Here is a 25,403-nt window from a genome sequence, read left to right on the forward strand (position 1 = left end):
GTTAAGTGGTCGATACGACTCATTATTGTATTGTTTGCCGGCACCAGCATTTCTGACCCGACATTATTATTGTAAATATCAAGGCGTTTATTTTCAATATGATAATCAGGCCAAACAACAACCCAACCCTTACACTAGCCCCTTACCCTAAAGGCCAATCAAGGCATGGGGCTAGGTATTGATAAGGCCAAATTCAACTACACCAGGGAAGGAATCCGAAATGCTTTATAGCGTTCACTTAAGATTAAGTTTGTAGTCCCTATTATGCAGCCAACACAACCCTGTTCACTGGATTTAAGCCATGGATACATTGACAAAAACACTTCTCCGTCTTGGTTTTAGTTTATTAAGCGGCTGCGCCTGCACTGAATACGATTGCGCCACCTATGATTATTCCTATCCAAGCCAATACTATCCAAGCAGCAGCTATTCCAATTCCTGGACTAGCTCTCCTTATTACCCGTCCCCAAGCTATTGGCCGCCAAGCTATCCGTTTGGGTACACTGATCATGGCCATAGCCTGCATTACGGCAGGGATCATCATGGATGGGGCAACTCTAACGGGGGAGAGCCGCATAATTGGCAAGGCCATAGCCATGATGGCGGCAACCCTATTGGGGGAGGCCTTCCTAATGGAGGGCACCATCAAACGCCAGGCTATCATGGGAACGGGCAAGCCATTTTCCCGGTAAGGCAACCAGACCGACCACACCCCGTCCAGCAAACACCATCCATATTGCTTGACGCGCCTTCTAGTGGAGGACATCAAAACACCCCGGTTTCACCTCCCCAACCGATAGCTGTGATGCCGCATGAGCCCCCTATCGTCCATCCCCAACCGGCTCCTGTGATACCGCACGCCGCCCCTGTTGCCCGTCTTCAAGCAGCCCCTGCGATACCACACGTAGCCCCCATTGCCCAACCCCAACTGGCTCCTGTGACACCGCACGCCGCCCCTGTCACCCGTCCTCAAGCAGCCCCTGCGATACCACACGTAGCCCCCATTGCCCGACCCCAACAGGCTCCTGTGATACCACACGCAGCCCCTATGGCCCATCATCAACCGGCCCCTCCATCCAACGGATCAGAGGCAGGCCATCATCCTGGGCAAAGGCACGAATAAGCGCCTTATTTTCGGCATGTGGGCCCCAAACTACAAACCTTCCCAAGGCGTATACAACCCGGCCACATCCACACCAAACATATCCAAAACCCGCCCGACGGTTTCATTGACCATTGCCATCATGGAATCAGATTTGCTGTAGAACGCGGGCATGGGCGGGAACATGATCCCGCCCATTTCGGTGACGCTGGCCATGTTGCGGATATGGATCAGGTTAAGCGGCGTTTCACGCGGCATGACCACCAACCGCCGCCGCTCTTTCAGCACGACATCGGCGGCGCGGGAGATCAGGTTGTCACCGAAACCGTGCGCAACGGCAGAGAGGGTTTTCATCGAACAGGGGGCGATGACCATGCCTTCGGTCTTAAAGCCGCCACTGGAAATGCTGGCGGCAATGTCGTTGATGCCATGGGTGACATCGGCCAGTTCGTACAACTCGGCGCGTTTCATGCCCAATTCGTGCTTAAGGTTGACCACGCCCGCGGAAGAGATGACCAAATGGGTTTCCCATTGCTCTTGCCCCTGCAAAACCTGCAACATCCTGACCCCGTAAATCGCCCCGGTCGCCCCGGTCATGCCGATAATCAGCCGTCTTTTAGCGGTCATACGGACACACCAAATCCACCCGTTCCAGCAAAATCATCGGTCGCCGCCACCAGTGCGTCGACCATTTCTTCGTGTTGGGCGATATGCCCGGCATTGGGTAAGACGACATAATCGGCGTGAGGCAGCGCTTGGTGGAGCTTCATTCCGGCTTCCATCGGGCAGAGAAAATCTTGGCGGCCATGGATGATACGGATGGGGATATGCCGCAATAACCCGCAGTGGTCGAGTATCTGGTTTTCGGTGATGAAATAACGGTGTAGGGCAAAATTCAGCTCCATACGGATTTGTTTGAAGGTTTGCCCGGTAATTTCCAACTCTTTAGGTTGGTAGGCCAAACCTAAGGCGGTCAACGCCCCCCACGCCAGCCATTCTTTGGCGACCCGTGTTTGGGTTTCGGTATCCCCTCCCCAAAACACAGCACACAAACTATCCAATAAATTTTCCGGATTTGGATCTGACAAAGTGTCAATAAGTTTTTGCCATTGTTCAGGGAAAATCCGGTTTGCGCCGTCTTTGGCGTACCAATCCAAATCCTGCTGCCGCGCCAGGAAAACCGCACGGATGACCAACCCGCAAACTTGCATCGGGTGTTGCTGGGCGTACAACAAAGCTAACGCCCCTCCCCACGAGCCACCAAACACTAGCCATTTTTCTATGCCCAGATGTTGGCGGATGCGTTCCATGTCGGCTATCAAGTCCTGCGTCGTGTTGCCTTCCAATTCACCAAACGGCAACGATTGTCCGCATGCACGTTGGTCAAACAGGATAATGTGGTATTTTTCGGGGTTAAAAAACCGCCGATGGTCAGGTTTGGTGCCGGAACAGGGGCCGCCATGCAGGAATATCACCGGAATGCCGGCCGGGTTGCCGCTTTGCTCGACATAAACCTGATGCACTGAACCTGTTTCCAGGAAAAAGGTTTGGAAGGGCTGGAGTTCGGGGTAGAGGGTTTTCATGAATGAACCGGCTTAAAAACTTTTAGGGAAACGTCCTTGATAATTTTGTAGCGCTTGATGTTGGCGGCCATCAGACCAAGGCCATACGTCACGGCGGCTGCCGCAACCAGTGTGCGTCAGCAAGCTGTACAGCGTGGCTTAAATAATGCTCCTCGACTAAAACAAAGCCTTAATGAAATATCTTCAGAAACATACAACACCTTAACCTGCCAATTTTTTAAGGCGCACCTCAATTCACCCAGTTCCTGCTTGTTGCGCATACCCTGCACCCATGCCATATAGGTCATGACGGAAATACAAAAACCAGATAACTTGTTGATGGTATCCCGTGCCACAGGATTACCTTTCAGATACCCAATCAACACATCGGTATCGACTAACATCATGCGAACCTATTTTTTCGCAAATTTTGCATATGCCCTTCAATAGAATCCATATCATCGACCGCCCACATACTAAAGGCTGGAATCTCCTCTTCTATTTCTAAGGGCTTATCCTGCTGTATATAGGGGACAAGTTTGGCGCAAGGCTTACCCCGATAGGTGATAGCGACATCCCCCCCCGGCTGACTGCATCCAGCAGTTCTTTAGAATGGGTTCTGAGGTCTTTAGCCGTTGCCTCCATTATTTTACCCATTGTTTAAGTGCTACTTTGAAGTATGAACTTCAAAATTCCTAGCGTCAATGCCCCAAAATCATGGTTCGCGGTTTAGTTTGAAATGTCCTGCCACGTAAGCCATAAAATGGTAGGACTGAATAAGGGCGTTCTGCGGACATTTCGGGCGATAGGCGGAAATGCCTGTTCTTGCTACCGCCGGATCAGGCTCACTCCAGTCTACGGTTCAAGTTTCAAACTGAACCACTACCGAATAACGGACGCAAAAAAAGGAGGGGTGTTACGCCCTCCTTTTTTCAGTTGGTTTTAAGCGGTGTGCTTAGAAACCGATACCGACATAACCACCAGCAGTTACGCCGTTAGTGTTCACACCATCAATGTTGCCTGGTGCGTAGTGGTAACGTGCGTCAAGACCAACAAAGATGTTGTTCCAAACTTTGTAGTCGGCACCTAAACCAAATTGCATCCCTGGAGTTAATACAGTAATCGCATCAGATGGCGGGCTGATTATATTGAGCTCAAAACCTACTGGAATCAACCATGGTCTGAATGCTTGTCCCTTTAAAAATTTGACTTTAGGTGAAGCTGCCAAAGTCAATTGATTGACAGTAGCCGTTTCGGTGTTAACGCCAGGAACAGGAAGGCCTTCAGCTGTCCCTACGGCAGGAGTAATACCATTAGCCGCCCTATTGCCCAATTCTTTATAATCGAACATCAATTCGGCAAGCACTTCAGTGCCGTGCATCGCGCCAAATAAATCGTCATTCAGGCTCCAATCAAAACCCGCACCGAAATACCATGCATCTTGATTACCAATAGGGCCATTTAACGCACCACCTGAATTGCCGCCAGGTGCTGTAGGGTCAAGCGTGCCGCCTCTATTGCTATCAGCATGGGCATAACCGCCACGGAAAAACACCATGTTATCTTTAGTGCTTGATTTAGCTGGCTGGGATTTCACAGATGCCATCCATTGATCCAACTCTTGAACCTTTGCAGAATCAACACTAGAACCAGTATGGCTAGCTTGTGATGATCTTAAGGCTTGCAATTCATATTGCATAGCTTGCAGTTGTTGTTCAAGGGCTTCAACGCGGTTGTTGGCAGCCGCCGCTAAACGCTCGGCTGAACTGGAACTGCTGTAAGAGGAAGAATGGCCATGTTTTTTTGAATGCGCTTGTGCTTGTGGAGCCACCAACAGACCAGCCATTGTTAAGGTAGCAGTGGCCATAGCTAGAACTAATTTAGTTTTTTTCATCATCATATCTACCTCGTAAGGGTTATTTTAGTTATCTTTTGTTTTCATACAACAAAATGTGTGTCACAAGGCACATATTAGCAGCAAACCTATTTCCCCACAAGCATCACTGTAACTTTTTGTTTACACATTATCTATTATTTATCAACAAGTAACGTTGTAAACAAGATAAAAACTACATTTTGTATCAAAAAAACAACAATAATATGCCCATTCAAGCATATCCAATACTTTTTCGGGCGGCAACTATTTGCCTTATAATCAACCCGAAACACGCCTAGTAATGCCGCAACCACACCGTTCCTTTCGCACAATCACAACGGAATCAACAACACATTGATATTAATGAAAAAGATAACAGACATCACACTCGTAGGCGGGGGAATCATCGGCCTCCTAACCGCCCGTGAATTCCATAATGCGGGTGCGACAGTCACTTTAATCGAGAAAAACCAGATCGGCCAGGAGTCCTCCTGGGCAGGCGGCGGGATTTTGCTACCTATTTACCCTTGGCGGCAAGCGGAAGCGATCACCACATTAGTTTTACAAAGCTTAAGGATCTACCCCGATTTGGCGGCCGCACTCATCACGGACACGGGGCTTGATCCGGAATGGACACCGTGCGGCATGTTAATCACCAAAAACCCGGATCACCAGGCCGCAAAAGATTGGTGCGCCACCCATCACATCAACTCAAGTTCGCCTGACCATTCGTTTTTTAACTTCCTCAACGCCTCCACCGAGCATCCGCTTTGGTTACCGGACATCGCGCAAGTGCGTAATCCGCGCTTATTGAAATCGCTGCAACAAGATGTGCTTAACAAAGGCATCACGGTTTATGAGCACTGCGAACTGACGGCAATCGACTGCCGCAACCGGCATATCCAAGCCATCACCACCACGCGCGGGGAATTTTCCATCAACCAATTGGCCATCACCAGCGGCGCGTGGAGCGGGGATTTATATCAGCGGCTGTTTTCCGGAATCGCCGGAAACCCACCCAACATCGCCCCCGTCAAAGGCCAAATGCTGTTGTTCGACGCCAAGCCCGACACCTTGCCGTTTATGGTGTTGGATGGCGACCATTACCTGATCCCGCGCCGCGACGGCAAAATCCTCGCAGGCAGCACCGTCGAGAGCGATGCCTTTAACAAAACCACCACCGCCACGGCCAAAGACGACCTAAGCCAATTCGCCTTAAACTTACTGCCCGACCTGCAAAATTATCCGTTGGTCAAACACTGGGCGGGCTTACGCCCCGGCACGGCACAAGGCATACCCTATATCGCCCGACATCCTGACATCGACAACTTAAGCATCAATGCCGGACATTTCCGTAATGGCCTGGTCATGGGGCCGGCTTCGGCGCAACTCTTGGTGGATCTGGTGTTGCAACGGACACCGCAGGTTGCGCCGGAACCTTATCAGCTAGCGGCAGCACATTGAAAACTACCGGAGAACAAACCTAGGTTTTCCGGCCCTAGCGCTTAATTTAGCCTTTTTACTCACGACCAGCATCCCGAAAGCCATCATGAACCTATACCCCTTACTGCGTCCGTTACTCTTCTCCCTAGACCCCGAAACCGCCCACGAAGTGACCTTAAAACTGCTCAAACTCGCGCACCGCACAGGCCTTAGCCAACTAACCACCCCTACCCTAGCCAACAAACCCGTCACCGTCATGGGCTTGACCTTTAAAAACCCGGTCGGGCTTGCCGCTGGTTTGGACAAAAACGGCGATTACATCGACGCCCTCGCCGCCTTGGGTTTTGGCTTTATCGAAATCGGCACGGTCACGCCGCGCCCACAACCGGGCAACCCCAAACCGCGCCTGTTCCGCCTGCCCGAACACAACGCCATCATCAACCGTATGGGGTTTAACAATTTGGGTATTGACCATCTGCTGGAACAAGTCAAGAACTCGCCATACCAAGGCATATTAGGCATCAACATCGGCAAAAACTTCGACACCCCCATCGCCAACGCCGCCGACGATTACCTGATCGGCCTACGCAAAGCCTACCCGCTCGCTAGTTACATCACTATCAACATTTCTTCACCCAACACCCAAAACCTGCGTCAATTGCAACAAGGCGACGAAATCAAAAACCTTATCGCGCAATTGAAGGAAGAACAGCTCAAACTACAACAAGAACACAGCCGTTATGTGCCGCTAGTGGTCAAAATCGCTCCCGATTTAACTGACGAAGAAATCAGCCACATCGGCAGATTATTACTGGAATACGCCATAGACGGCGTGATCGCCACCAACACCACCATCGCGCGGGACGCCATCGCCAACCACCCGCTCGCCAAAGAAACGGGCGGCCTAAGCGGTGCGCCCGTGAAAGGGAAATCGACTTACGTGGTGCGTGGCTTGGCGGCGGAATTGGGCGGCAAAATCCCCATCATCGCCGCTGGCGGGATTTTAACGGCTGAAGACGCCCAGGAAAAAATCGCCGCTGGCGCGAGTTTGGTACAGGTTTATAGCGGCTTGATTTATCGCGGCCCGGAGTTGGTGGCGGATGTTGTGAAGGGGCTTGATAACTTGTAGGATGTTGGGCAACGAAATACTGTTACTTCTATAAGGACAAGCCCTTATGCAAACCATGATAGATATCGAAGAACACCAACTCAATAAATTGTTGTTTTATACCCACGCAAAAACAAGTAACGAAGCCATCCTACTGATTGTTAATGATTACTTATCAAAAAAAGAGCATTTAAATAATTTGCTTGAACAAAATGACCCTGTACTAATGCAGAAAAAGCAATTATTGAGAAATATCCAAGACCGATTTACCGAGATTCCCAAAGAAATAAAATTGGCTGACGAACTAATTGCCGAACGCCGTATTGAAGCATCGCAAGAATGAAAATGAATACTGTTTTGGACGCCTCAGCTTTACTGGCTTTGCTACATAATGAGCAAGGCACGGACAAAGTAGCGGACGCCATTTTGAACAAAGCCGCTATATCAAGCGTAAACTGGACTGAAGTTATTCAGAAAGCCATTGCCAACAATATAAACATCGAAAATTTGAATCAGGATTTAGCTGCTTTGGGCTTAACTTATTTCGATTTTGATATGCAGCAAGCCCATATCGCAGGGAACTTATGGCAACAAACCAAGCCATTTGGCCTTTCATTGGGAGATAGGGCTTGTTTAGCTTTGGCAATCCACCTGGATTTACCGGTATTGACTGCCGATAAAATATGGGCGCAGTTGGATATTGGCGTACCTGTCAGGCTTATTCGCTAAGAAATTTGTGTACTTGCGTTCGTCTGATACAGATTTATAGCGGATTGATTTATCGTGGGCCGGAATTGGTCTCGGATGTTGTGAAGGGCTTGTAGGCACACGATTATCCACAACTCCCAAAATCAGCGAAAATATGACCTTTTCACTAATCATATGAGCTGGGTACAACAGGAATTGGGGGCCTAGAATTAGGCGACAAACGGCGGACGAAACGGTTGGTGTCACTGATGGAAAGCTTATCAAATTCACCCAGGGCGAGCATTCCAAGCGCCTCCGAAGGCTGGGCGGAAACGAAGGCGGCTTACCGCCTGCTGTCAAACGGCGCCGTAGACCCGATGGAACTGTTGGCCTGCCATGCCGGGAAAAGCGAACACAGGGCGCAAGGGCATCCGGTGGTCCTGTGCATCCAGGACACCACCGAACTGGATTTCACTAGCCAGCCCGGCATCGCCGGGCTGGGCCGCCTCAGTTACGAGGCACAGCACGGCCTGTACGCCCACCTGACGCTGATGGCCACGCCGCAACGCCTGGCCTTGGGGGTGATGGACGCCTGGCTGTAACCTAAGGGTCATAAATGGGCGCGGCAACCCAAAGGCACAAGCCCTGTCCCTAAGGAAAGCAGCCGCTGGAAAGAAGGCTACACCCTCGTGGCCGACACCGCCGGACGTGTGCCGGACAGCCGCTTTGTCCAGGTCGGCGACCGTGAGTCCGATATCCGCGAACTGATGGATGAGGCGAGGCGGCGCAACTATTCGGCTGACTTTTTGTGCGGGCTCGGCATAACCGCAACTTGGCGAAAACGGGTGAAGAAGAGGCTGCCCAAAAGCTGTGGGACAAAGCCAGCCAGCAACAGCCACTGGGGCAAATTGAATTTATGCTCGAAGCCAACGGCGACCGCAAGGTTTGCCAGAGCCTGTATGCCCTGCGGGCCACCTTGCCCAAGCACAAAGGCGAACCCGAATTGGACGTGACGGCCATCCTGGCACGCGAGGACAACCCGCCGCCGGGTGAAAAGGCCATTGAATGGCGGCTGCTGACCAACCGCGAGGCCGCCACCCTCGAGCAGGCGGCGGAACTGGTGGGGTGGTACCGTTGCCGGTGGCCGGTTGACGTGTGCCCTTTAGGGTAAATCTTTTTCCGCATCCTAAAAAGTGGTTGCCGTGTCGAGGCCAGGCAACTGGCCAGCATGGAACGGCTGGAGCGGTTGCTGGTGATTTATTTCATCATCGCCTGGCGGATCCTCCATCTGGTGACGCTTGGCCAGGAATGCCCGGGGCTGCCGTGTGACGTGGTGTTCGACCCCGAAGAATGGCAGGCCGCCTGGATGGTGGCGCATCGGCAAAAGCCGCCGCCGGAACCGCCACCGCTGGGCGAAATGGTGCGGCTGGTCGCCCGCCTGGGCGGTTTTTTAGGCCGCAAATCCGATGGCAAGCCCGGGCCCAAGGCGATTTGGGAAGGCATGGAGAAAGTCCGGCATTATGCTGTCGGGATTGAAGTCGGCAAAGCGGTTTATGCCACTTGATATGAGATGTGGGTAATCGTGTGGGCTTGTAGGATGTCGGACAACGAAATACTGTTTTTTTAATTCAACCGCTAATTGCAATCGGCGGTTATATTTTTGAATGAAATGGCTTCGTTTGCGGAGGCTGAGGTAGATCATAAAAATCAGAATTTGATAAAAATATCATTTCGGATGAAGATAGTTAAAAACTAAAATTTAATTAAGATGTTAGAACAGCTAGCTTCTTTTAAAAAAACCACATCAATATGAAATTAACAATTTTACATCTGAGCGATATTCATATTCATAACTCTTCAGATTTAATTCTGAAACAAGCTAATAAAATTGCATCTGCTTGCTTTACTTCTGCAAGGGATAGTGACGCTTGTTTAATTATCGTTACTGGCGACATTGCCTATAGTGGAGAAAAACAACAATATGATGAGGCTTATGTATTTTTATCCCTCATTAAAGAAGAGATTCAGCAAGAAGGCTGCCCTTTAGTCGACATAATTACCGTTCCTGGCAATCACGATTGCTCATTGATTCCTGAAAATAAATCAAGAACGATTGTTATTGATGGAGTAATTGCTTACCCAGAAGAAGCGTTAGACGAAAATATAATTGATACATGTACAACCCCTCAAAAATCTTACTTTGACTTCCAAGATCAAATTACTGAGAAGACGCCAATATTTAGACATAAACTCTGGAACGAATACGAATTTATTGTCAATGAAAAAATTCTAAGAGTTTCAGCAATCAATGCAGCTTGGATGTCAAGAATACCTGAGAAACAAGGTGAACTTGTATTTCCAATAGAGTTATTTAGTAAATCAATAGAAGAACACTCCAACATTCGATTCGCTTTACTCCACCAACCATTAAATTGGTATTGCCAAAAAAGCTATCATCCATTAAGGCAATCGCTCAGAAATTATGCTGACATAATTCTTTCAGGTCATGAACATCTTTCAAGTTCTGGAACTATTAAAGATGTTCATAATGGAAGTAGCCTCTACTTTGAAGCTGGAGCATTGCAACCGGATGAAAGCAACATGCCCCCTCAATTTTCAGTAATTTTTCTTTCGTTTAGATCGAATAGTGTTGAGGAATATAGATGTTCAATTGAAGAAGATACTTTGCTAAAACAAGATGTTAATAGCCATCTACTTTTTGATGAATCAATAAAACAAAACGGTAAATCAGAATTAACGAAAGACTTCCAAAATCTTCTTGCTGATCCTGGGGGAAATTTTACTCACCCTGAAAAAGATAGTATTAATTTGGATGATATTTTTGTTTATCCTGATGTGAAGCAGATGGCCGTTGAAATAACTAATGAAAATATTTTTGTTTCAATCGAAAAAATACTTTTCAAAAACCACATAAAACAGCGAATAATTCTTTTAGGGGAAGAAAAGTCTGGTAAAACCACAACTCTTCTTAGATTATTTAACCAATACCATCGAGAAGGTCTTTTTCCAGTATACATTAAGGCCAATGGACTATCTTCTTCATCTGAAAAAGAAATAAAAAAACTAATCAATCGTCATGTTAAATCCCAATATTCAACGCCTTCTATTTTAGATTTATCTGAAAAGGAGAAGAAAATAGTTCTAGTTGACGATATTAATAAAGTCAACTCAAGAGCATTACATTCACTAATCCAATATTTGGAAAAGCACTTTAGTGAAATAGTCTTAACAGCAAATACTGAATTTGAATTTGCTAACTTGGTAAATCAAGATGCTATTAATTCATTGGCAGCTTTTGATACTTATGAATTACAAAGATTCAATTTAAGACTGAGACATCAATTAATTAAAAAATGGTGTCTTTGTGGAACAGTTAATACAAAACCAGAATTGGATGAGCAAGTTCATAAAATTGAAGGTTTAGTAAATACTATTATTGGAAAAAGCTTGGTCCCCTCTCAACCCATTTACTTATTAATATTGATACAAAGTTGCCAGCGTGACCAACAAAATGAACTTCAAAATAGTAGTTTTGCCTATTATTATCAATATATTATTACAAAAAGTTTCGGTGAAAACGGCGTTAAGCGGGAAGAATTAGACGCTCTTTTTAATTACTTATCTCAATTTGCGTGGTTTTTAAGAAAAGAAAATCTACAAGAAATTGCATTTAAGGATTTTAAATCATTTAATCAAGGATTTTGCGAACTATTTGATACAGTAGATTTAAATGAAAGATTACTATTGCTGTGTAAGGCAAAAATTCTAATTAAACGAGGTGAATATTATTCGTTCACATATCCTTACATTTATTATTACTTTTTAGGCAAGTTTTTAGCAGATAATTTACATAAAACCGAAATAAAAGAGATGGTTGAATACTACTGCGATAATTTGTATAAATACCAAAATGCACATGCAATTTTATTTCTTACCCATCACAATAATAACCATCCTTGGTTGATTAAACGCATATTATCCGTATTACAGGGCTGTTTTAAAGACTGCCGCGCTATGGAGTTTGATGGCGATGTAGAAAAAATCAACACTCTAATTGATACAACTGCTCATTTACTTATAGCAGAGCCAGATGTAGATAAAAATCAAGAAAATCGCCGTCAAATCCAAGACGAAATGGAAACGAAAAATCATCGCGAAAAAGAAGAAAGTGATGAAATAGAAGAGGGAATTAGCGTTTCATATAAGCTCAATCTTTTATTACGAACAGCCGAAATTCTTGGGCAAATACTTAAAAACTATTATGGTTCATTAGAACGAGGCGTTAAAAAAGAGCTTATTAATGAAATTTTTAATAGTCCTTTACGATTTTTAGGAACGCTATTTGAATCTGTTACAAATGACCCATTAGTTTTAGTTAAAGAAATAGAAAGTGCTATTGGAAAAGAGCAACCTCATTTATTACCAGAAAAAAAAGAAGAGCTAGCGAAAAAATTAATTTTTCATTTGTTAGGGATTTTAGGAACAGGGTTAATTTTACGAACAGCTCAATTTGTAAGCTCAAGCAAGCTTCAAGAAGATATTTCAGTAGTAGTCCAAAGCAATGAATCCACTAATGCCTATAAATTAATAGAAGCAGCAACGCATCTTTCCCAACCCGGTCATTTGCCCCTTGAAGGCCTTAAAAAACTTGCGTTGGATATTAAAGATAATTTCTTTGCATTTAAAATTCTTCAATCTCTTGCTGTTTACCATTTATACCAATTCCATATGAGGGAACCGGAAAAGCAAAAACTGTGTAGCTATTTGGATATTGAAATATCAAAGTCACATAAAATTGATTTTCAAACAAGAAAAAGTAAGTTATTGAAATAATATAATTTATAAAGGATCAATTCATGATTAGTCTTAGCCATCAAGAGATATACCAACAAGCCAACCAATTACCGCCTTTAGAAAAATTACGTTTGGCAGAATTGCTCTTAGCCGATTTGGATGCGCCAAATCCTGAAGTTGATGCCGTCTGGCATGAAGAGGCACAAAAACGATGGCAAGCCTATCAATCAGGAGAATTAAAAACTGTCAGTTATAGTGCTGTCATGCAGAAATATAAATGAACATCGAATTCCTGGAAGCAGCTCAAGCCGAGTTGGACGATGCTTTTAATTGGTATGAAACTCAACAAGCCAATTTAGGCGTGCAATTTTTAAACGAGTTTGATGACGCAGTAAGGCGAATATGCCTGTTTCCAAAGGCTTATGCACTTTTTTCGGGTGAGATAAGAAGATGCTTAATAAAGCGTTTTCCCTACGGCATTTTGTATGGCTTAGATGCGGATAGGCTTGTAATCGTCGCTGTCGCCCATTTGCATCGCAAACCGGATTATTGGTTGGAACGTATAAACGTCCCACAATAAAAACCTTGGATGGGGACGGGGGTCGTAACCCCCGCCTCTAACGTTTCAATGCTACCGCCATTTTTGAATCCAACAATGAACTTTGCGGACGGGGCGACATGCCCGGTCCAGCTGAAGTTTGCTGTTACTGGTCAATAGGATTGTTTGGCCAGCTGTTTTTTCAGCCCCATTGCTAATCCATACCCCGCGAATTTTTACTGTTACGAAAAACCAACGGTTTCTCATCAGCGGCCAATGCAGCCACCCTTGCCGACTCTATCGCCTGCCCTATCACCCCATGCTCAGGCGATTTGCTGCATACCGGATCGGTGTTGTACATGTCGCCCGTCAGCAAATACGCTTGGCAACGGCAACCGCCGAAATCTTTTTCCTTTTCATCGCAGCTGCGGCAAGGCTCTTTCATCCAGTCAAAGCCACGGAAAAAATTGAAGGTTTTGGATTCATACCAAATCTCTTCGATGCTGTAATCGTTGACATTCGGGCATTCCAAGCCTGGCAGTTCACGCGCGGAATGGCAGGGCAACGCCACCCCGTCCGGCGCGATGGTCAAAAATGTCGTCCCCCAGCCGTTCATACAGGCTTTCGGGCGGTCTTCGTAAAAATCCGGCACGACGTAATAGATTTTCATCTTACCCGCGACTTTCTCTTTATAGGCTTGGGCAATCGCTTCGGCTTTTTCAAATTGTTCTTGGGTCGGCAACAACAAATCACGGTTGATATGCGCCCAACCGTAATATTGCGTGTTGGCCAATTCCAGATAATCCGCGCCCAATTCTTCCGCCATCGCCAAAATTTCCGGCATTTGATGGATGTTTTCGCGGTGGATCACCACGCACAGCACCATTGGGTAGCCGTGTTTTTTGACCAGATGCGCAACCTGTTTCTTATGTTCAAACGAAGCCGTACCCGCGATATGGTCGTTAAGCTCCTGGGTGCTGGCTTGGATGCTGACTTGGATATGGTCTAGCCCCGCTTCTTTCAACTGGACGATTTTTTCCTCGGTCATACCATAACCCGATGTAATCAGGTTGGAATAGTAGCCCAACTCGCGGGCGTGTCTGACTAATTCCGGCAAATCTTGGCGCGTCAACGGTTCGCCACCGGAAAATCCCAGTTGCACCGCGCCCATTTTCCGCGCTTGCGTCAAAACACGCTTCCAATCGTCGGTGCTTAACTCGGTTTTATAGCTCGCATAGTCCAAGGGATTCGAGCAATACGGGCATTGCAAGGGGCAAGAATAAGTGAGTTCCGCCAGTAACCAGCGTGGCGGTGTGGGTTTGATTTGGTTATTGTTGTATCCAGCCATTGTTTAAGGCGACCTCCAAGAAAGCGGAAATATCAGGGTGCAAACCGGATGTGGCAAATTTTTGCTCCAGTTCCGTGACGATGTCGGCCAGCGTCCGCTCACCATCACAACATTTTAGGATTTCCGCCGAACTTTGGTTAAGCTCGACCATGCCTTCAGGGTAGAGGATGACGAATTTTTGCTGGGCTTCTTCCCATTGCAAACGGTGCGTGCGGGAAAAATGGATGGGCAGTTGCGGGTTTATAGTCATAAGTTTGGGTGTTTGGATGGGGGTGTCGCCGTTTTGTTGACGGCCTTATTGATGGTGCCAACGCAATTTTAACAAAATCGGCCTGTTTAATAACCAGAACATTTTCACCTTCATTGGCAAGCCCAAAGCCGATAATCGCCTTCTCAGGGATGTGACCGGCATAAAGCCCGAAAGACGTTTTTTGGTATCACAATTGCTTATAGTACCTGTTTAAAAATAAAACCTTATAAAAAACCGATAGCTTGCCTGATTGCACATAAAACCTGCTGGATTTTTGTGGCATATCACTTAGCCACTGCGTGATATGCCACAGTTTCCGGCAAAGCAACTGGCAGGCAAGCACTAACACAGGAAAACTGGCAATGACCAAAACCGATCTGATCAGGGCAATCTCGCAAAAACAACCTCATTTACGTAAAAAAGCAGTGGAGCAAGCGGTCAACTGTATCCTTGAACGCATCGCCGAAGCGTTGATGGCAAAACAGCGTGTGGAAATCCGCAATTTTGGCGTGTTTTCGGTACATTACCGTATTTCCCGTAAAGGCCGGGATTTCATTTCCGGCGACACTTTGCATGTGCCGCCACGCTATGCCGCGCATTTTAAGGCCGGCAAGGAACTGCGGGTGAGGATTGCGGCATCGGCTAAAAAAGCTTGAGCCACGAGGCATCGTGGGGATGTTGAATACAACCGCCCCACTACCAAAAATCATCCTTTCCGCAACACCGTCAACGGCGCCTTATCCAATACCCCACGCAAGCCCCAACATCCGGTAACCCCGACGCCCACCGCGCCAATGACCGGCACCAGCAAGCAAACATAAAAATTGGGCTGGTAAGCCATGTTCATGACGCGGGTGTACAAGGCAAACACGACGGCTTCGGAAACCAGCACCGCGACCACGCCAGAGATAAAACCCAAGGCGCCGAATTCAACCATCTGGTTTTTGCGTAACAAGCCACGGTTTGCGCCCAAGGTGCGCATCAACGCGCCTTCATAAATGCGGCTGTCCAGCGTCGCATACACGGCGGCGAACAGCACGGTAAAGCCTGCCATCAGGGCGAAATATAACAAATAATTAATGGCTTGGGTCAGCTGGGTGATGATAGTTTTAAATTGCTGCAAAATCGCGTCCACTTCCATAATGGTGGTATTGGGGTATTTTTTCACCAGCGCGTTCAGGCGGTTTTTTTCCGTGCGGGAGAGGTAAAAGCTAGTCAGATAGGTGCTGGGAAACGCGTCCAAGGTGCCTTTTGAAAAAATCATATAGAAATTCGGCTTCATCGTGTCCCAGCGCAAGCTGCGTAGGCTGGCGACGGTGGCGGTGAACTGCTCGCTGCCGACGGTGAAGGTGAGCACATCGCCGATTTTTATTTTCAGGCTGTCGGCAAGCTTTTGCTCGACTGACACCCAGCCCGCTTTGCCGTCCGCCCACCATTGCCCGTCGGTGATCTTATTTTCATCCGGCAAGGTTTCCGTCCATGTCAGGCTTAATTCGCGGTGGGTGGCGGCATCGCCTTGGCTGTCTTTGCTGACCCGTTTTTGCACGGGGATGTTGTTGATTTCAACCAATCGTCCGCGCACCACCGGATAAAACTGGCTGCCGCTGATGTGTTGCTGCGCCAATTCTTCGGCAAATCCGGCTTGCTGCTGCGGGAAAATGTTCAGGGCGAAATGGTTGGGCGCGTTGTCCGGCAATTGCTGTTGCCAATTGTCCAGCAAATCATTGCGCACGGTGAAACTTAAGATCATGGCGACCAAGGTCAGGCTAAACGCGAGTATCTGGCTGATGCTGGCCTGCCGGTTCCTGGCCAAACCTTGCAGGCCAAAGCGCCAGCCCAGACTTGCCAGCGGCAAATGTCTTAGCGCTGTCAACAAGGCAAAAACCAGCAAACCCAGCACCAACACACCAGACGCGCCCACACCCAGCAAAGTGGCGGTCATCGGCAAATCATCGGTGTATTGCCACACCAATAAGCCCACCATGCCCAAGGCCAAACCGTACACCAGCCACGCACTGGCAGGCAAGGGTTCCAACTCCCGGCGCAACACGCGCAAGGGCGAAACTTGTTTCAGCCGCAACAAAGGCGGCAAGGCAAAACCTAACAGCACCGCCAAACCAATGGCAAAACCAAACATCACCGCCGGAAGACCAGGGGCGGCCAGGCGTTTAGGCAATAAGTCCTTTAACAACAGGAACAGGCCTTCTTGCGCAAACCAACCCAACAAACAGCCCAAGCCACTCGCCACCACGCCCAGCACGATAAATTGGCTACCATACAGCCACAAAATCTCATTCTGCTTACAGCCCAAACAGCGCAACAACGCCGTGTTGTCAAAATGGCGTTCGGTGTAACGGCGGGTCGCCATCGCAATCGCCACGCCGGAAATGATGATGACCAAGGTGCTGGATAAGCCCAGATAACGCTCGGCACGGTCAAGGGCGGAACCTAATTCAGGACGGTCATTGTGGATGTCCATCAGGCGTTGCGAGGGGTTTAGCTGCGGTTTCAGCCATTGGTTGAAGGTTAGCAAGTCCTGGGTTGCGCCGATGAATTGGAAAAAATAATGGACGTGGCTGCCGGGCTGGATGATGCGGGTGGCGGGCAAATCGGCGGCGTTCATCATCACCCGCGGCGAGAAGCTGTAAAAATCGCCTTGTTTGTCGGGTTCGTAAGTGATGATGCGGGTGACGGTCAACGGCAGTTCGCCCACGGTCAGGGTGTCGCCCAGTTGCAGCTTCAAAGCAGGCAGGATGCGTTTCTCCACCCAGACTTCACCGGCTGGCGGGCCTTGTGGCGTGGCGGTTTCTTGCGCGTAATCGGCGGTCGTGGTTTTTAATTGCCCGCGCAAAGGATAATTGCTGGTCACGGCTTTGATGCTGGCTAAGAGCATTTCTTCATGTTCGATCAGGACGCTAGTAAATTCCACGGTTTGCGCACGGGCCAAATGCAGTTGTCCCGATTTTTCCGCCCAACTTTCCGGCATCGTGTTGGAGCTGGTCACGACCAAATCCGCCGCCAGAAATTCAGCGGTTTGGTTGGTCATGGTGCGTTGCAGACGGTCGGAAAATAACGCGATTGCGGTGGAGCTGGTCACGGCGATGACCAAGGCCAACAGCAAAATCGTCAGCTCGCCCGAACGGCTATCGCGCCAGAGCAAACGCAAAGCAAGGCTGAACCGATTCATACCTGCTCTCCGGCAGACAAACGGATGGTGCGTTGGCAACGCGCGGCCAACGAGTGGTCGTGGGTGACCAATATCAAAGTGGTGTGGTTTTCTTGGTTCAATTCGAACAGCAAATCAACAATAGTCGCGCCCGTTTTGCTGTCGAGGTTACCAGTCGGTTCATCGGCGAACAACAGGGCGGGGCGCGTGGCGAACGCCCGTGCCAAGGCCACGCGTTGTTGTTCGCCGCCGGACAGTTGTTTGGGGGTGTGCGCCATGCGTTGGGCCAGCCCGACACGTTCCAGCAAGTGTTCCGCTTTGGGCTTGGCTTGCGGGTCGCCGTTCAATTCCAGCGGCAGCATGACGTTTTCCAATGCAGTCAAACCCTGCAATAGTTGGAAAGACTGGAACACAAAGCCCACCGATTGGCTACGCACCGCCGCACGCCCGTCTTCATCCATCGCCGTCAGATCCTGGCCTTTGAAGAAAATGTGACCCGTACTGGGCGTGTCCAATCCCGCCAACAAACTGATTAAAGTCGATTTGCCGGAGCCGGATTCGCCAACAATGGCAATGCTTTCGCCCGATTTGATTATCAAGTTTATTGCTGACAAGATATGTAGGGTTTTATCGCCAGCCGTGACGGCTTTTCCTAAACCTTCCGCGACGATAATGTTGTTTAACAAGTCTGTTTGAGGGCGCATAATGCTCCGATTTTTAGTTGCTTTACTGATGATGGTAACGTCGATGGGCGCGATGGCAAAATCTATCCTGGTGTTGGGCGATAGTATCAGCGCCGCCTATGGAATTGACGTTGACCAAGGCTGGGTCACTTTGTTACAGGATAAACTGAATAATTCAAAAGACCATAGCGGCTACACCATCCATAACGAAAGCATCAGCGGCGACACCAGCGCTGGCGGTTTGGCGCGGATAGGCCAGGCATTGGCCTTGCACAAACCCTCGGTGGTGTTGCTGGAACTGGGCGCGAATGACGGCTTGCGCGGCCTTTCGCCTGTCGCCATGAAAAATAACCTGATTGAAATCACCCGCCGCGCCCAAAAAACAGGCGCGAAAGTCATCTTGCTGGGCATGAAAATCCCGCCCAATTACGGCAAACGTTATATCGACTTGTTTTATAACGTCTACCCGCAACTGGCTGAGGAATTGCATATCCCCTTCATCCCGTTCATCCTCGAAGAAGTCGCGCTGGACCCCGCCATGATGCAAGCCGACGGCCTCCATCCCAATGCCCAGGCACAGCCGATTATCGCCGACAAAATAGCCGCTTATCTCTTCCCCTTACTGTAAACCAAGAGCAATAACCATGAATGACTTGACCCTGCAACACGCTAACCAAATCATCAACCATGCCATCAATGTCGCCCGCGAACTCAATATGAACCCCCTCACCGTCGTGGTCTTGGATGCCGCCGGACACCTCAAAGCGATGCAGCGCGAAGACGGCGCCAGCATGATCCGCCAACAAATCGCCACCGCCAAAGCGTGGGGCGCAGTCAACATGGGCGTGTCTTCGCGCAACCTGGCCGTGGTCGCCGAACAACGCCCCGATTTCATGAACGCGCTTGTCACCATCGCCGACGGCAAAATCATGCCCGTCCCGGGCGGCGTGTTGATCCGCGATGCTGACAACAATTTGCTGGGCGCGGTGGGGATTAGCGGCGACAAGTCCGATCAGGATGAGCGGTGTGCGATTGCGGGGATTGAGGCGGTGGGTTTTTTTGCGAGTATCTGATGGTTTGGTATGTCCCGACAAAACCTGCGGTGCCCGGCGCGGCAAACGGGAGCAAATATACGTCACTGCGTAACGCCAGGTGTTAAGATAATTTCTGGAAGAAATGTTATGCCCCATTTGGCAATCACTTTTTGCGGTATCGTGTTCCTCCCAAGCTAATGAGTGATAATGTAATAATTTTGGACGCAGCAAAGTAGGCTGGGGTGACACAAGGAACCCCAGCAGAGTGGCTTGTGGTGCTGGGATTGCGCTATTGCTTCATCCCAAGCCTGGCACCTTAGCTTCTTTTCACTGCGCACCATCCCCTAAAAAGGATAACAAATAACAATAAAAACAGGGGAAAGGATATGTGTTGGAGTGGCGAAGCGTCCACCGTTTTGGCGGGCGTTGGTTTAAGCAGTACCGTTTATTTTTATTATAAAAAAGAACCGCTGGCATTATGTGCGGCCTTGGGCTTTTTTTCCTTGATGGAAGCCTTGCAAGCCTATACCTACACGGTGATCGACGATTGCGCCAATCCCGGCAACCAGATCGCCACCCTGCTGGGTTATATCCACATCGCCTTCCAGCCGTTTTTTGTCAACGCGGTGTCCCTGTATTTCATTCCCGCCAACATCCGCCAGAAAATCTCGCCAATGGTGTATTTCATCTGCTTTGTCGCCACGGTTTGCCTGTTGATACGGCTGTATCCGTTTGATTGGGCGCCGATGTGTTATGACGTGAAAACCAAGGTCGTGTTGTTTAGCGATTATTTCGATTCGTTTAACGTGCCGTTTTGCGGCAAGCATATTTGCTCGGTGTCGGGGCAATGGCATATCGCTTGGGAAATTCCGGCGATTGCCAACTTGGTGCTGTTCAATATGTACATCGTCGCCGCGTTCATCATGCCCGTGTTGTACGGTTCGTGGAAAATGACCGGTTACCATTTAATCACCGGGCCGTTTCTGGCATATTTAAGCACCAATAACCCCAATGAATGGGCGGCGGTGTGGTGCCTGTATTCGATTGGCTTGCTGCTGCTCTTGCTGAAAACGCCAATCCGCGGCTATTTGCATGTGCGTAGTTGGTTTTGGTGGCGTTGGCTGGATGCCTGATGGTTAACTTAGGCCTTTTCTATTTCGTAAACTTGGAAGGTTTTAAGGCCTTAGCCCAATTTGCCATATAAGGATTATCGGGTAAACGATCTTAGGTACACGGTTCGCTCCCTAAGGCTTTGGTATGGGGTAAAAACCCCACGCCATGATTGTTTATAAAAAAATGCCGAAGCAATGTAAGAAAACCGCTTTCCGTACGACTACTGGTAAAAGCCACCCACCTAACATCCACAGGAACGCCGTTATGAGACATAAAAACAATACCAGGATATTACCCTCGGAAATCACCCCTCGCGAACATTATTACGATAGGCGGCGTTTCATGCAGTTGGCGGCGGGCGCATCTATCGCCAGTTTATTGCCTGGGCCGTTGTGGGCGGCCGACAAACTCGAAGCCAGCCCCAACAAGGCCTACCAGTTAGCGGAAGAAAAAACCCCCTACAAGGACGTGACGGGCTATAACAATTTCTACGAATTCGGCACTGGCAAAGGCGATCCGGCACAATATGCACACACCTTAAAAACCCGCCCGTGGACAGTGACGGTGGAAGGCGAAGTCCACAAACCTAAAACCTTTGCTATTGAAGAATTGCTGAAACTGGCGGCGATGGAAGAGCGCGTCTACCGCTTGCGCTGTGTCGAAGCGTGGTCGATGGTGATCCCGTGGATAGGTTATCCCTTATCCGAACTGGTCAAACAAGTCGAGCCGACCGGCAACGCCAAATTTGTCGAATTCATCACCCTGGATGACCCCATGCAAATGCCAGGGCAACGTTCCACCGTGCTGGAATGGCCTTACAACGAAGGCCTGCGCATGGACGAAGCCATGCACCCTTTGACCTTGCTGACTTTTGGCCTGTATGGCGAGATGCTCCCCAACCAAAACGGCGCGCCTATCCGCATTGTCGTGCCGTGGAAATACGGCTTCAAGAGCGCGAAATCCATCGTCAAAATCCGTTTCACCGAACACCAGCCTGTTTCCGCTTGGATGAAAGCAGGCCCTAGCGAATACGGTTTTTATTCCAACGTCAACCCCGAAGTCGACCATGCCCGCTGGTCGCAAGCCAAAGAACGCCGGATCGGCGATTTTTTCAAACGCCCGACCTTACCGTTCAACGGTTACGCCGACCAAGTGGCGGGGCTTTATTCGGGCATGGACTTGCAAAAATACTTCTAACCATGGGCATCAAACAACTCGACGAAAAAACCCTGGGATGGGTTAAGGCCATCATTTTTTTATTGGCACTGATCCCGTTCATCAGGCTCGTCATCGGCGGCATAACGGACGGTTTAGGCGCAAACCCCATCGAAAAAATCACCCGCTCCACTGGCTACTGGACGCTGACGCTGATCATGGTGACGCTGGCCATCACCCCGCTACGCAAACTCACGGGTTGGCACTGGCTAACCCGCACCCGCCGTATGCTGGGCTTGTTCGCGTTTTTCTATGTGTGCCTGCATTTTTTGACTTACTTGGTGCTAGACCAATTTTTTGACTGGGGCAGCATTATCAAGGACATCATCAAACGCCCCTACATCACCGTCGGCTTCCCGTCATTTTTATTGCTGATCCCGCTGGCGGTCACGTCCAATAACGCGATGATCAAAAAACTCGGCGGCAAACGCTGGCGATGGTTGCACCGCTTGGTTTATGCCGTCGCTGTTGGCGGGGTGGTGCATTATTGGTGGCTGGTCAAAAAAGACCTGACTAATCCGGTTATTTTTGCGGCGGTGTTGGCTATTTTGTTGGGGTTTAGGTTGGTTTATTGGTGGCGGGGGAAACAGGTAGCAAGTAGCCGGTAAGGGGCGAAGCGGATTACGGGATTTTCCAAACCTAACATTGCCGTATTATCGCACTGTTCCGGAACGGGGTTTCAGGATTGGGATTTATGCGGTTCCGAACCCCGTTATTCCGCTACCGCTGCATCCGGGCTACCTCGCTGATACAACGGCACAACACCAACATAAAGACGCTGCACAGCCACAAATCAGGTCACTAGCCGTTACTATACAAACCGGGTAACCGCAAAAAGCACCTTGACCAACAAACCTACAGGGCTGACACCATCCCCCTTCTGACGAGCCACTTCGATGCATATCCCCTACAAATTAATTTTGTTAAAAAATTGGGTTTTTAGGTCTCGGGCAGGTGAAACGATTATTAAAGGGAGATTCCGGTATGTGCATGGCAGGGAGCTTAACCTAAACACGCCCCGTACCTTTACGGAAAAGCTGTTTTGCCGGATGGTCCTGCTGGAACGGCATGGTAATCCGGTTTTTACGCGGCTCGCCGATAAATACCTCGCTAGGGATTATGTGCGGGAAAAAATCGGTGAAAAATATCTGGTCAAACAATTGTGGCATGGCACTGCCCCTTCCTTGATCCCTTTTGCAAAACTGCCCGCTAAATGCGTGATTAAAACCACACATGGTTCGAGCTGGAATATCATCCTGAACGAAAAAAGCGACCATAAAGAGGTGGTAAACACCTTAAGGAAATGGCTAAAGGAAAACTATTATTGGGTGCAGAGGGAGTATCACTATTACCCCATCAAGCCCCGGATATTAATCCAAGACTTTCTCGATGATGGCTATCAAGATGGGCCATTGGATTATAGGTTTTGGTGCTTTTCTGGCCAACCGGAAGCCATACAAGTTGGCAACAATAGCCCCAGCGGACATATTTTCTTTGACACGGAATGGAACGAGTTGCCATTGCGTTATAACGATAGGTTCGAAGACTTTGCTATCGAAAAGCCAGATAACCTCAATGAAATGGTCCAGGTGGCAAAAAGCCTCTCGGCTGGCTTTGCCTTTGTTCGGGTTGATTTATTTAATATAAAAGGGAAGGTTTATTTTGGCGAGCTTACTTTCGTACCTGCCGCTGGTTACATTAAATTCATCACTGACGATTGGGATGTTGTTCTGGGTGATAAGTGGGTAGGGGGCATAGGGTAAGGTTGTGATGGCAAATTTCCAAAAAACTGGCATCGCTTCGAACGTTGGAACGGGAACACCGGAACAAAACCCTCCCTGAGCATCTTCCCCCGCTTTTTTCAATCCCCCAAAAATGCCCGGGACGCCGTTTATATAGCCACCGGAGCCCGATATACCATTCACGCCCTTGGCCGTTTTCCAAACCCCAGCGTAGGAACCCGCCCCAACCCCATAGCGGCATTAAGAAAAATTAAACAAGGTATAAAAATTCCGCGTGGACAATCCGGCTATTTCCTCGAACGTTGTCCCGCGCAACTGCGCAATATGTTCGGCGACATGGCGCACGTACAGGGGGTAATTGGTCTTGCCCCGGAACGGCACGGGAGCCAGATACGGCGAATCGGTTTCGATCAGGAACCGGTCAGCGGGGACCTTTTTGGCGACTTCTTTGATTTCGGTGGCGTTGTTGAAGGTGACGATGCCGGAAAAGGAAATGTAAAAATTCAAATCCATGGCTTTTTGCGCAAATTCCCAGTTTTCGGTGAAGCAATGGATGATGCCGCCGACCTCATCCGCCCCCTCTTCCGCCAGGATTTTTAAGGTGTCTTGCCCCGCTTCGCGGGTATGGATGATCAAGGGTTTTTTCAATGCTTTTGCGGCGGCGATGTGGTTGCGGAAACGTTGGTGCTGCCAGCCTAAATCACCTTCGGAGCGGAAGTAATCGAGGCCTGTTTCACCGATGGCGATCACTTTCCCGTTTTGCCCCAACGCCACCAGTTCATCGGCACTGGGGTCATGGCCTTCATGTTCGTTCGGATGCACGCCGACGCTGACCGAGATTTGCGGATAATCCGCCACCATCGCCAGCATGGCGGGATAGGCTTCCAAATCAATCGCAATGCACAGCAGGTGCTCAATGTTGCTGGTTTGGACTTGCTGCATAAAACAGCCAAAGTCGTTTTGGTAGGGCTTAAGGTCAATACGGTCCAGGTGGCAATGGGAGTCAATCAGCATGGCGGATAATCCGGGTTCAAAAAAGGGAAAGCGGGATGGTTAAGGCCACAATAGGGGTTTGTGGTGTGTCCGGCATTTATAGCCTGGCGTTATCTTTTGCCAGTTACCGGCCCGAAACCATTTTACATAAAATACCGGGGGATTTGCTGCGGGACGGGGGTTTTAAGCGCATCCTAACATTTCAAGACCCTGACGCTGAGGATAAACTTACGGGACACGCTTACAACCTGCTCCGGATGACAGGACAACTGGCGTCAGCCCAGTGCAGCCACAACAGCTAGCCTTGCAACGGAGTTTTGGCTGTTATGCCTTGCGAATGGCGGCAATGTCCCTTATCCCTACATGGTATGCGTCTGCCGGTCTGAACCTAAAGCCCCTGCGAGATAAGTTTCGATTTTGGCGCGTGCGACACCGCCGTCCGCTTCGGTGAATTGGACGCCTATACCCGATGAACGGTAACTTTCTGATCCCGGCGGCGTTTTCCAAACAACCTTGCCTTGTATCGGGATTTTTTCGGTTTCATCCATCAAATTCAGCAACATAAACAATTCCTGACCCATTTCATAAGGCCGGTTGGTCGGTATAAACAAGCCACCATTGATTAAAAACGGCATGTACGCTGAATATAAAGAATTTTTGTCTTTGATGGACAGCGTCAATATGCCGGCCCTTGGCGTGGTAGTGGAGCTTGAAGTAGATTCTGCCAT

Annotated in this window: 27 protein-coding genes; 17 read left to right on the forward strand and 10 right to left on the reverse strand. The window is 48.9% G+C overall.

What is annotated here, in order from left to right; translation table 11 throughout:
• Positions 1-1,153: 1,153 nt before the first annotated feature.
• The 4 genes from METMI_RS0102240 to METMI_RS0102250 form a co-directional block, all read right to left on the reverse strand.
• On the reverse strand, positions 1,154-1,729 hold the full coding sequence (locus tag METMI_RS0102240; protein ID WP_019864574.1) for a UbiX family flavin prenyltransferase: 576 nt from the start codon (positions 1,727-1,729) through the stop codon (positions 1,154-1,156).
• On the reverse strand, positions 1,726-2,685 hold the full coding sequence (gene pip, locus METMI_RS0102245; protein WP_019864575.1) for a prolyl aminopeptidase: 960 nt from the start codon (positions 2,683-2,685) through the stop codon (positions 1,726-1,728). Before pip ends, METMI_RS0102240 begins: the two co-directional genes overlap by 4 nt.
• A 116-nt stretch (positions 2,686-2,801) precedes the next feature.
• A complete protein-coding gene (locus METMI_RS25985) occupies positions 2,802-3,071 on the reverse strand; it encodes a PIN domain-containing protein (RefSeq protein ID WP_198007880.1) in 270 nt (89 codons plus the stop codon).
• 548 nt (positions 3,072-3,619) lie between these two features.
• A complete protein-coding gene (locus tag METMI_RS0102250) occupies positions 3,620-4,564 on the reverse strand; it encodes a hypothetical protein (protein WP_040572754.1) in 945 nt (314 codons plus the stop codon).
• A gap of 339 nt (positions 4,565-4,903) precedes the next feature.
• Here METMI_RS0102250 and thiO point away from each other — a divergent pair, with 339 nt between their 5' ends.
• The 10 genes from thiO (at position 4,904) to METMI_RS0102300 (ending at position 13,173) form a co-directional block, all read left to right on the forward strand.
• Positions 4,904-6,004, forward strand: coding sequence for a glycine oxidase ThiO (gene thiO / locus METMI_RS0102255; protein WP_019864578.1), 1,101 nt, complete (start codon positions 4,904-4,906; stop codon positions 6,002-6,004).
• 85 nt (positions 6,005-6,089) lie between these two features.
• Positions 6,090-7,112 (forward strand): quinone-dependent dihydroorotate dehydrogenase, encoded by a 1,023-nt coding sequence (locus tag METMI_RS0102260; RefSeq protein ID WP_019864579.1) that lies wholly within the window; start codon positions 6,090-6,092, stop codon positions 7,110-7,112.
• 46 nt (positions 7,113-7,158) lie between these two features.
• A complete protein-coding gene (locus METMI_RS22975; RefSeq protein WP_019864580.1) occupies positions 7,159-7,434 on the forward strand; it encodes a hypothetical protein in 276 nt (91 codons plus the stop codon).
• Between the two features lie 2 nt (positions 7,435-7,436).
• Entirely contained in the window at positions 7,437-7,820 is a 384-nt protein-coding gene (locus tag METMI_RS0102270) for a PIN domain-containing protein (protein WP_029151438.1), read from the forward strand.
• A 173-nt stretch (positions 7,821-7,993) separates the two neighbouring features.
• Positions 7,994-8,380 carry an IS4/Tn5 family transposase DNA-binding protein gene (locus METMI_RS27340; RefSeq protein WP_269634481.1) on the forward strand — a complete coding sequence of 129 codons (387 nt, stop codon included), beginning with the start codon at positions 7,994-7,996 and terminating at the stop codon, positions 8,378-8,380.
• A gap of 206 nt (positions 8,381-8,586) precedes the next feature.
• Positions 8,587-8,949 carry a hypothetical protein gene (locus METMI_RS27345; protein WP_029151440.1) on the forward strand — a complete coding sequence of 121 codons (363 nt, stop codon included), beginning with the start codon at positions 8,587-8,589 and terminating at the stop codon, positions 8,947-8,949.
• A 57-nt stretch (positions 8,950-9,006) separates the two neighbouring features.
• The gene (locus METMI_RS27350; RefSeq protein ID WP_019864582.1) at positions 9,007-9,342 is read left to right on the forward strand and encodes an IS4 family transposase; all 336 of its coding nucleotides are present in this window, start codon (positions 9,007-9,009) and stop codon (positions 9,340-9,342) included.
• A gap of 245 nt (positions 9,343-9,587) precedes the next feature.
• Positions 9,588-12,632, forward strand: coding sequence for an STAND family AAA ATPase (locus METMI_RS0102290; RefSeq protein ID WP_019864583.1), 3,045 nt, complete (start codon positions 9,588-9,590; stop codon positions 12,630-12,632).
• A gap of 23 nt (positions 12,633-12,655) precedes the next feature.
• A complete protein-coding gene (locus tag METMI_RS0102295; RefSeq protein ID WP_019864584.1) occupies positions 12,656-12,874 on the forward strand; it encodes an addiction module protein in 219 nt (72 codons plus the stop codon).
• Positions 12,871-13,173 carry a type II toxin-antitoxin system RelE/ParE family toxin gene (locus METMI_RS0102300; protein ID WP_019864585.1) on the forward strand — a complete coding sequence of 101 codons (303 nt, stop codon included), beginning with the start codon at positions 12,871-12,873 and terminating at the stop codon, positions 13,171-13,173. Before METMI_RS0102295 ends, METMI_RS0102300 begins: the two co-directional genes overlap by 4 nt.
• 172 nt (positions 13,174-13,345) lie before the next feature.
• Here METMI_RS0102300 and pqqE read toward each other — a convergent pair whose 3' ends face one another.
• Both pqqE and pqqD read right to left on the reverse strand, forming a co-directional pair.
• Entirely contained in the window at positions 13,346-14,479 is a 1,134-nt protein-coding gene (gene pqqE / locus METMI_RS0102305; protein WP_019864586.1) for a pyrroloquinoline quinone biosynthesis protein PqqE, read from the reverse strand.
• Complete coding sequence (gene pqqD / locus METMI_RS0102310) at positions 14,460-14,729, reverse strand: pyrroloquinoline quinone biosynthesis peptide chaperone PqqD (RefSeq protein WP_019864587.1); 270 nt, start codon at positions 14,727-14,729, stop codon at positions 14,460-14,462. The genes pqqE and pqqD overlap by 20 nt, the downstream gene beginning before the upstream one ends.
• A 362-nt stretch (positions 14,730-15,091) precedes the next feature.
• Here pqqD and METMI_RS0102320 point away from each other — a divergent pair, with 362 nt between their 5' ends.
• The gene (locus METMI_RS0102320) at positions 15,092-15,385 is read left to right on the forward strand and encodes an HU family DNA-binding protein (protein WP_019864590.1); all 294 of its coding nucleotides are present in this window, start codon (positions 15,092-15,094) and stop codon (positions 15,383-15,385) included.
• A 50-nt stretch (positions 15,386-15,435) separates the two neighbouring features.
• Here the strand turns inward: METMI_RS0102320 and METMI_RS0102325 are convergent, their stop codons facing one another.
• Both METMI_RS0102325 and METMI_RS0102330 read right to left on the reverse strand, forming a co-directional pair.
• Complete coding sequence (locus METMI_RS0102325) at positions 15,436-17,916, reverse strand: ABC transporter permease (protein WP_019864591.1); 2,481 nt, start codon at positions 17,914-17,916, stop codon at positions 15,436-15,438.
• A complete protein-coding gene (locus METMI_RS0102330; protein WP_019864592.1) occupies positions 17,913-18,599 on the reverse strand; it encodes an ABC transporter ATP-binding protein in 687 nt (228 codons plus the stop codon). The genes METMI_RS0102325 and METMI_RS0102330 overlap by 4 nt, the downstream gene beginning before the upstream one ends.
• Before the next feature lies 1 nt (position 18,600).
• Here METMI_RS0102330 and METMI_RS0102335 point away from each other — a divergent pair, with 1 nt between their 5' ends.
• The 6 genes from METMI_RS0102335 (at position 18,601) to METMI_RS0102360 (ending at position 23,703) form a co-directional block, all read left to right on the forward strand.
• Positions 18,601-19,206 carry an arylesterase gene (locus METMI_RS0102335; protein ID WP_029151441.1) on the forward strand — a complete coding sequence of 202 codons (606 nt, stop codon included), beginning with the start codon at positions 18,601-18,603 and terminating at the stop codon, positions 19,204-19,206.
• A 16-nt stretch (positions 19,207-19,222) separates the two neighbouring features.
• Positions 19,223-19,651, forward strand: a complete 429-nt coding sequence (locus METMI_RS0102340; protein ID WP_019864595.1) for a GlcG/HbpS family heme-binding protein — start codon at positions 19,223-19,225, stop codon at positions 19,649-19,651.
• Positions 19,652-19,998: 347 nt separating this feature from the next.
• Positions 19,999-20,745 (forward strand): DUF5765 domain-containing protein, encoded by a 747-nt coding sequence (locus METMI_RS0102345; RefSeq protein WP_019864596.1) that lies wholly within the window; start codon positions 19,999-20,001, stop codon positions 20,743-20,745.
• A gap of 244 nt (positions 20,746-20,989) precedes the next feature.
• Positions 20,990-21,922: a protein-methionine-sulfoxide reductase catalytic subunit MsrP gene (gene msrP, locus METMI_RS0102350; protein ID WP_019864598.1), complete on the forward strand. Its 933-nt coding sequence runs from the start codon at positions 20,990-20,992 to the stop codon at positions 21,920-21,922.
• Between the two features lie 2 nt (positions 21,923-21,924).
• Positions 21,925-22,548, forward strand: a complete 624-nt coding sequence (locus tag METMI_RS0102355) for a protein-methionine-sulfoxide reductase heme-binding subunit MsrQ (protein WP_019864599.1) — start codon at positions 21,925-21,927, stop codon at positions 22,546-22,548.
• 441 nt (positions 22,549-22,989) lie between these two features.
• Positions 22,990-23,703, forward strand: a complete 714-nt coding sequence (locus METMI_RS0102360) for an ATP-grasp fold amidoligase family protein (RefSeq protein WP_198007882.1) — start codon at positions 22,990-22,992, stop codon at positions 23,701-23,703.
• 219 nt (positions 23,704-23,922) lie between these two features.
• On the opposite strand, the gene METMI_RS0102365 is transcribed toward METMI_RS0102360, so the two are convergent.
• Both METMI_RS0102365 and METMI_RS0102375 read right to left on the reverse strand, forming a co-directional pair.
• Positions 23,923-24,696, reverse strand: a complete 774-nt coding sequence (locus METMI_RS0102365; RefSeq protein ID WP_019864601.1) for a TatD family hydrolase — start codon at positions 24,694-24,696, stop codon at positions 23,923-23,925.
• Between the two features lie 338 nt (positions 24,697-25,034).
• Entirely contained in the window at positions 25,035-25,403 is a 369-nt protein-coding gene (locus METMI_RS0102375) for a PilZ domain-containing protein (protein WP_040572756.1), read from the reverse strand.

This window comes from Methylovulum miyakonense HT12, assembly GCF_000384075.1.
GTDB lineage: Bacteria > Pseudomonadota > Gammaproteobacteria > Methylococcales > Methylomonadaceae > Methylovulum > Methylovulum miyakonense.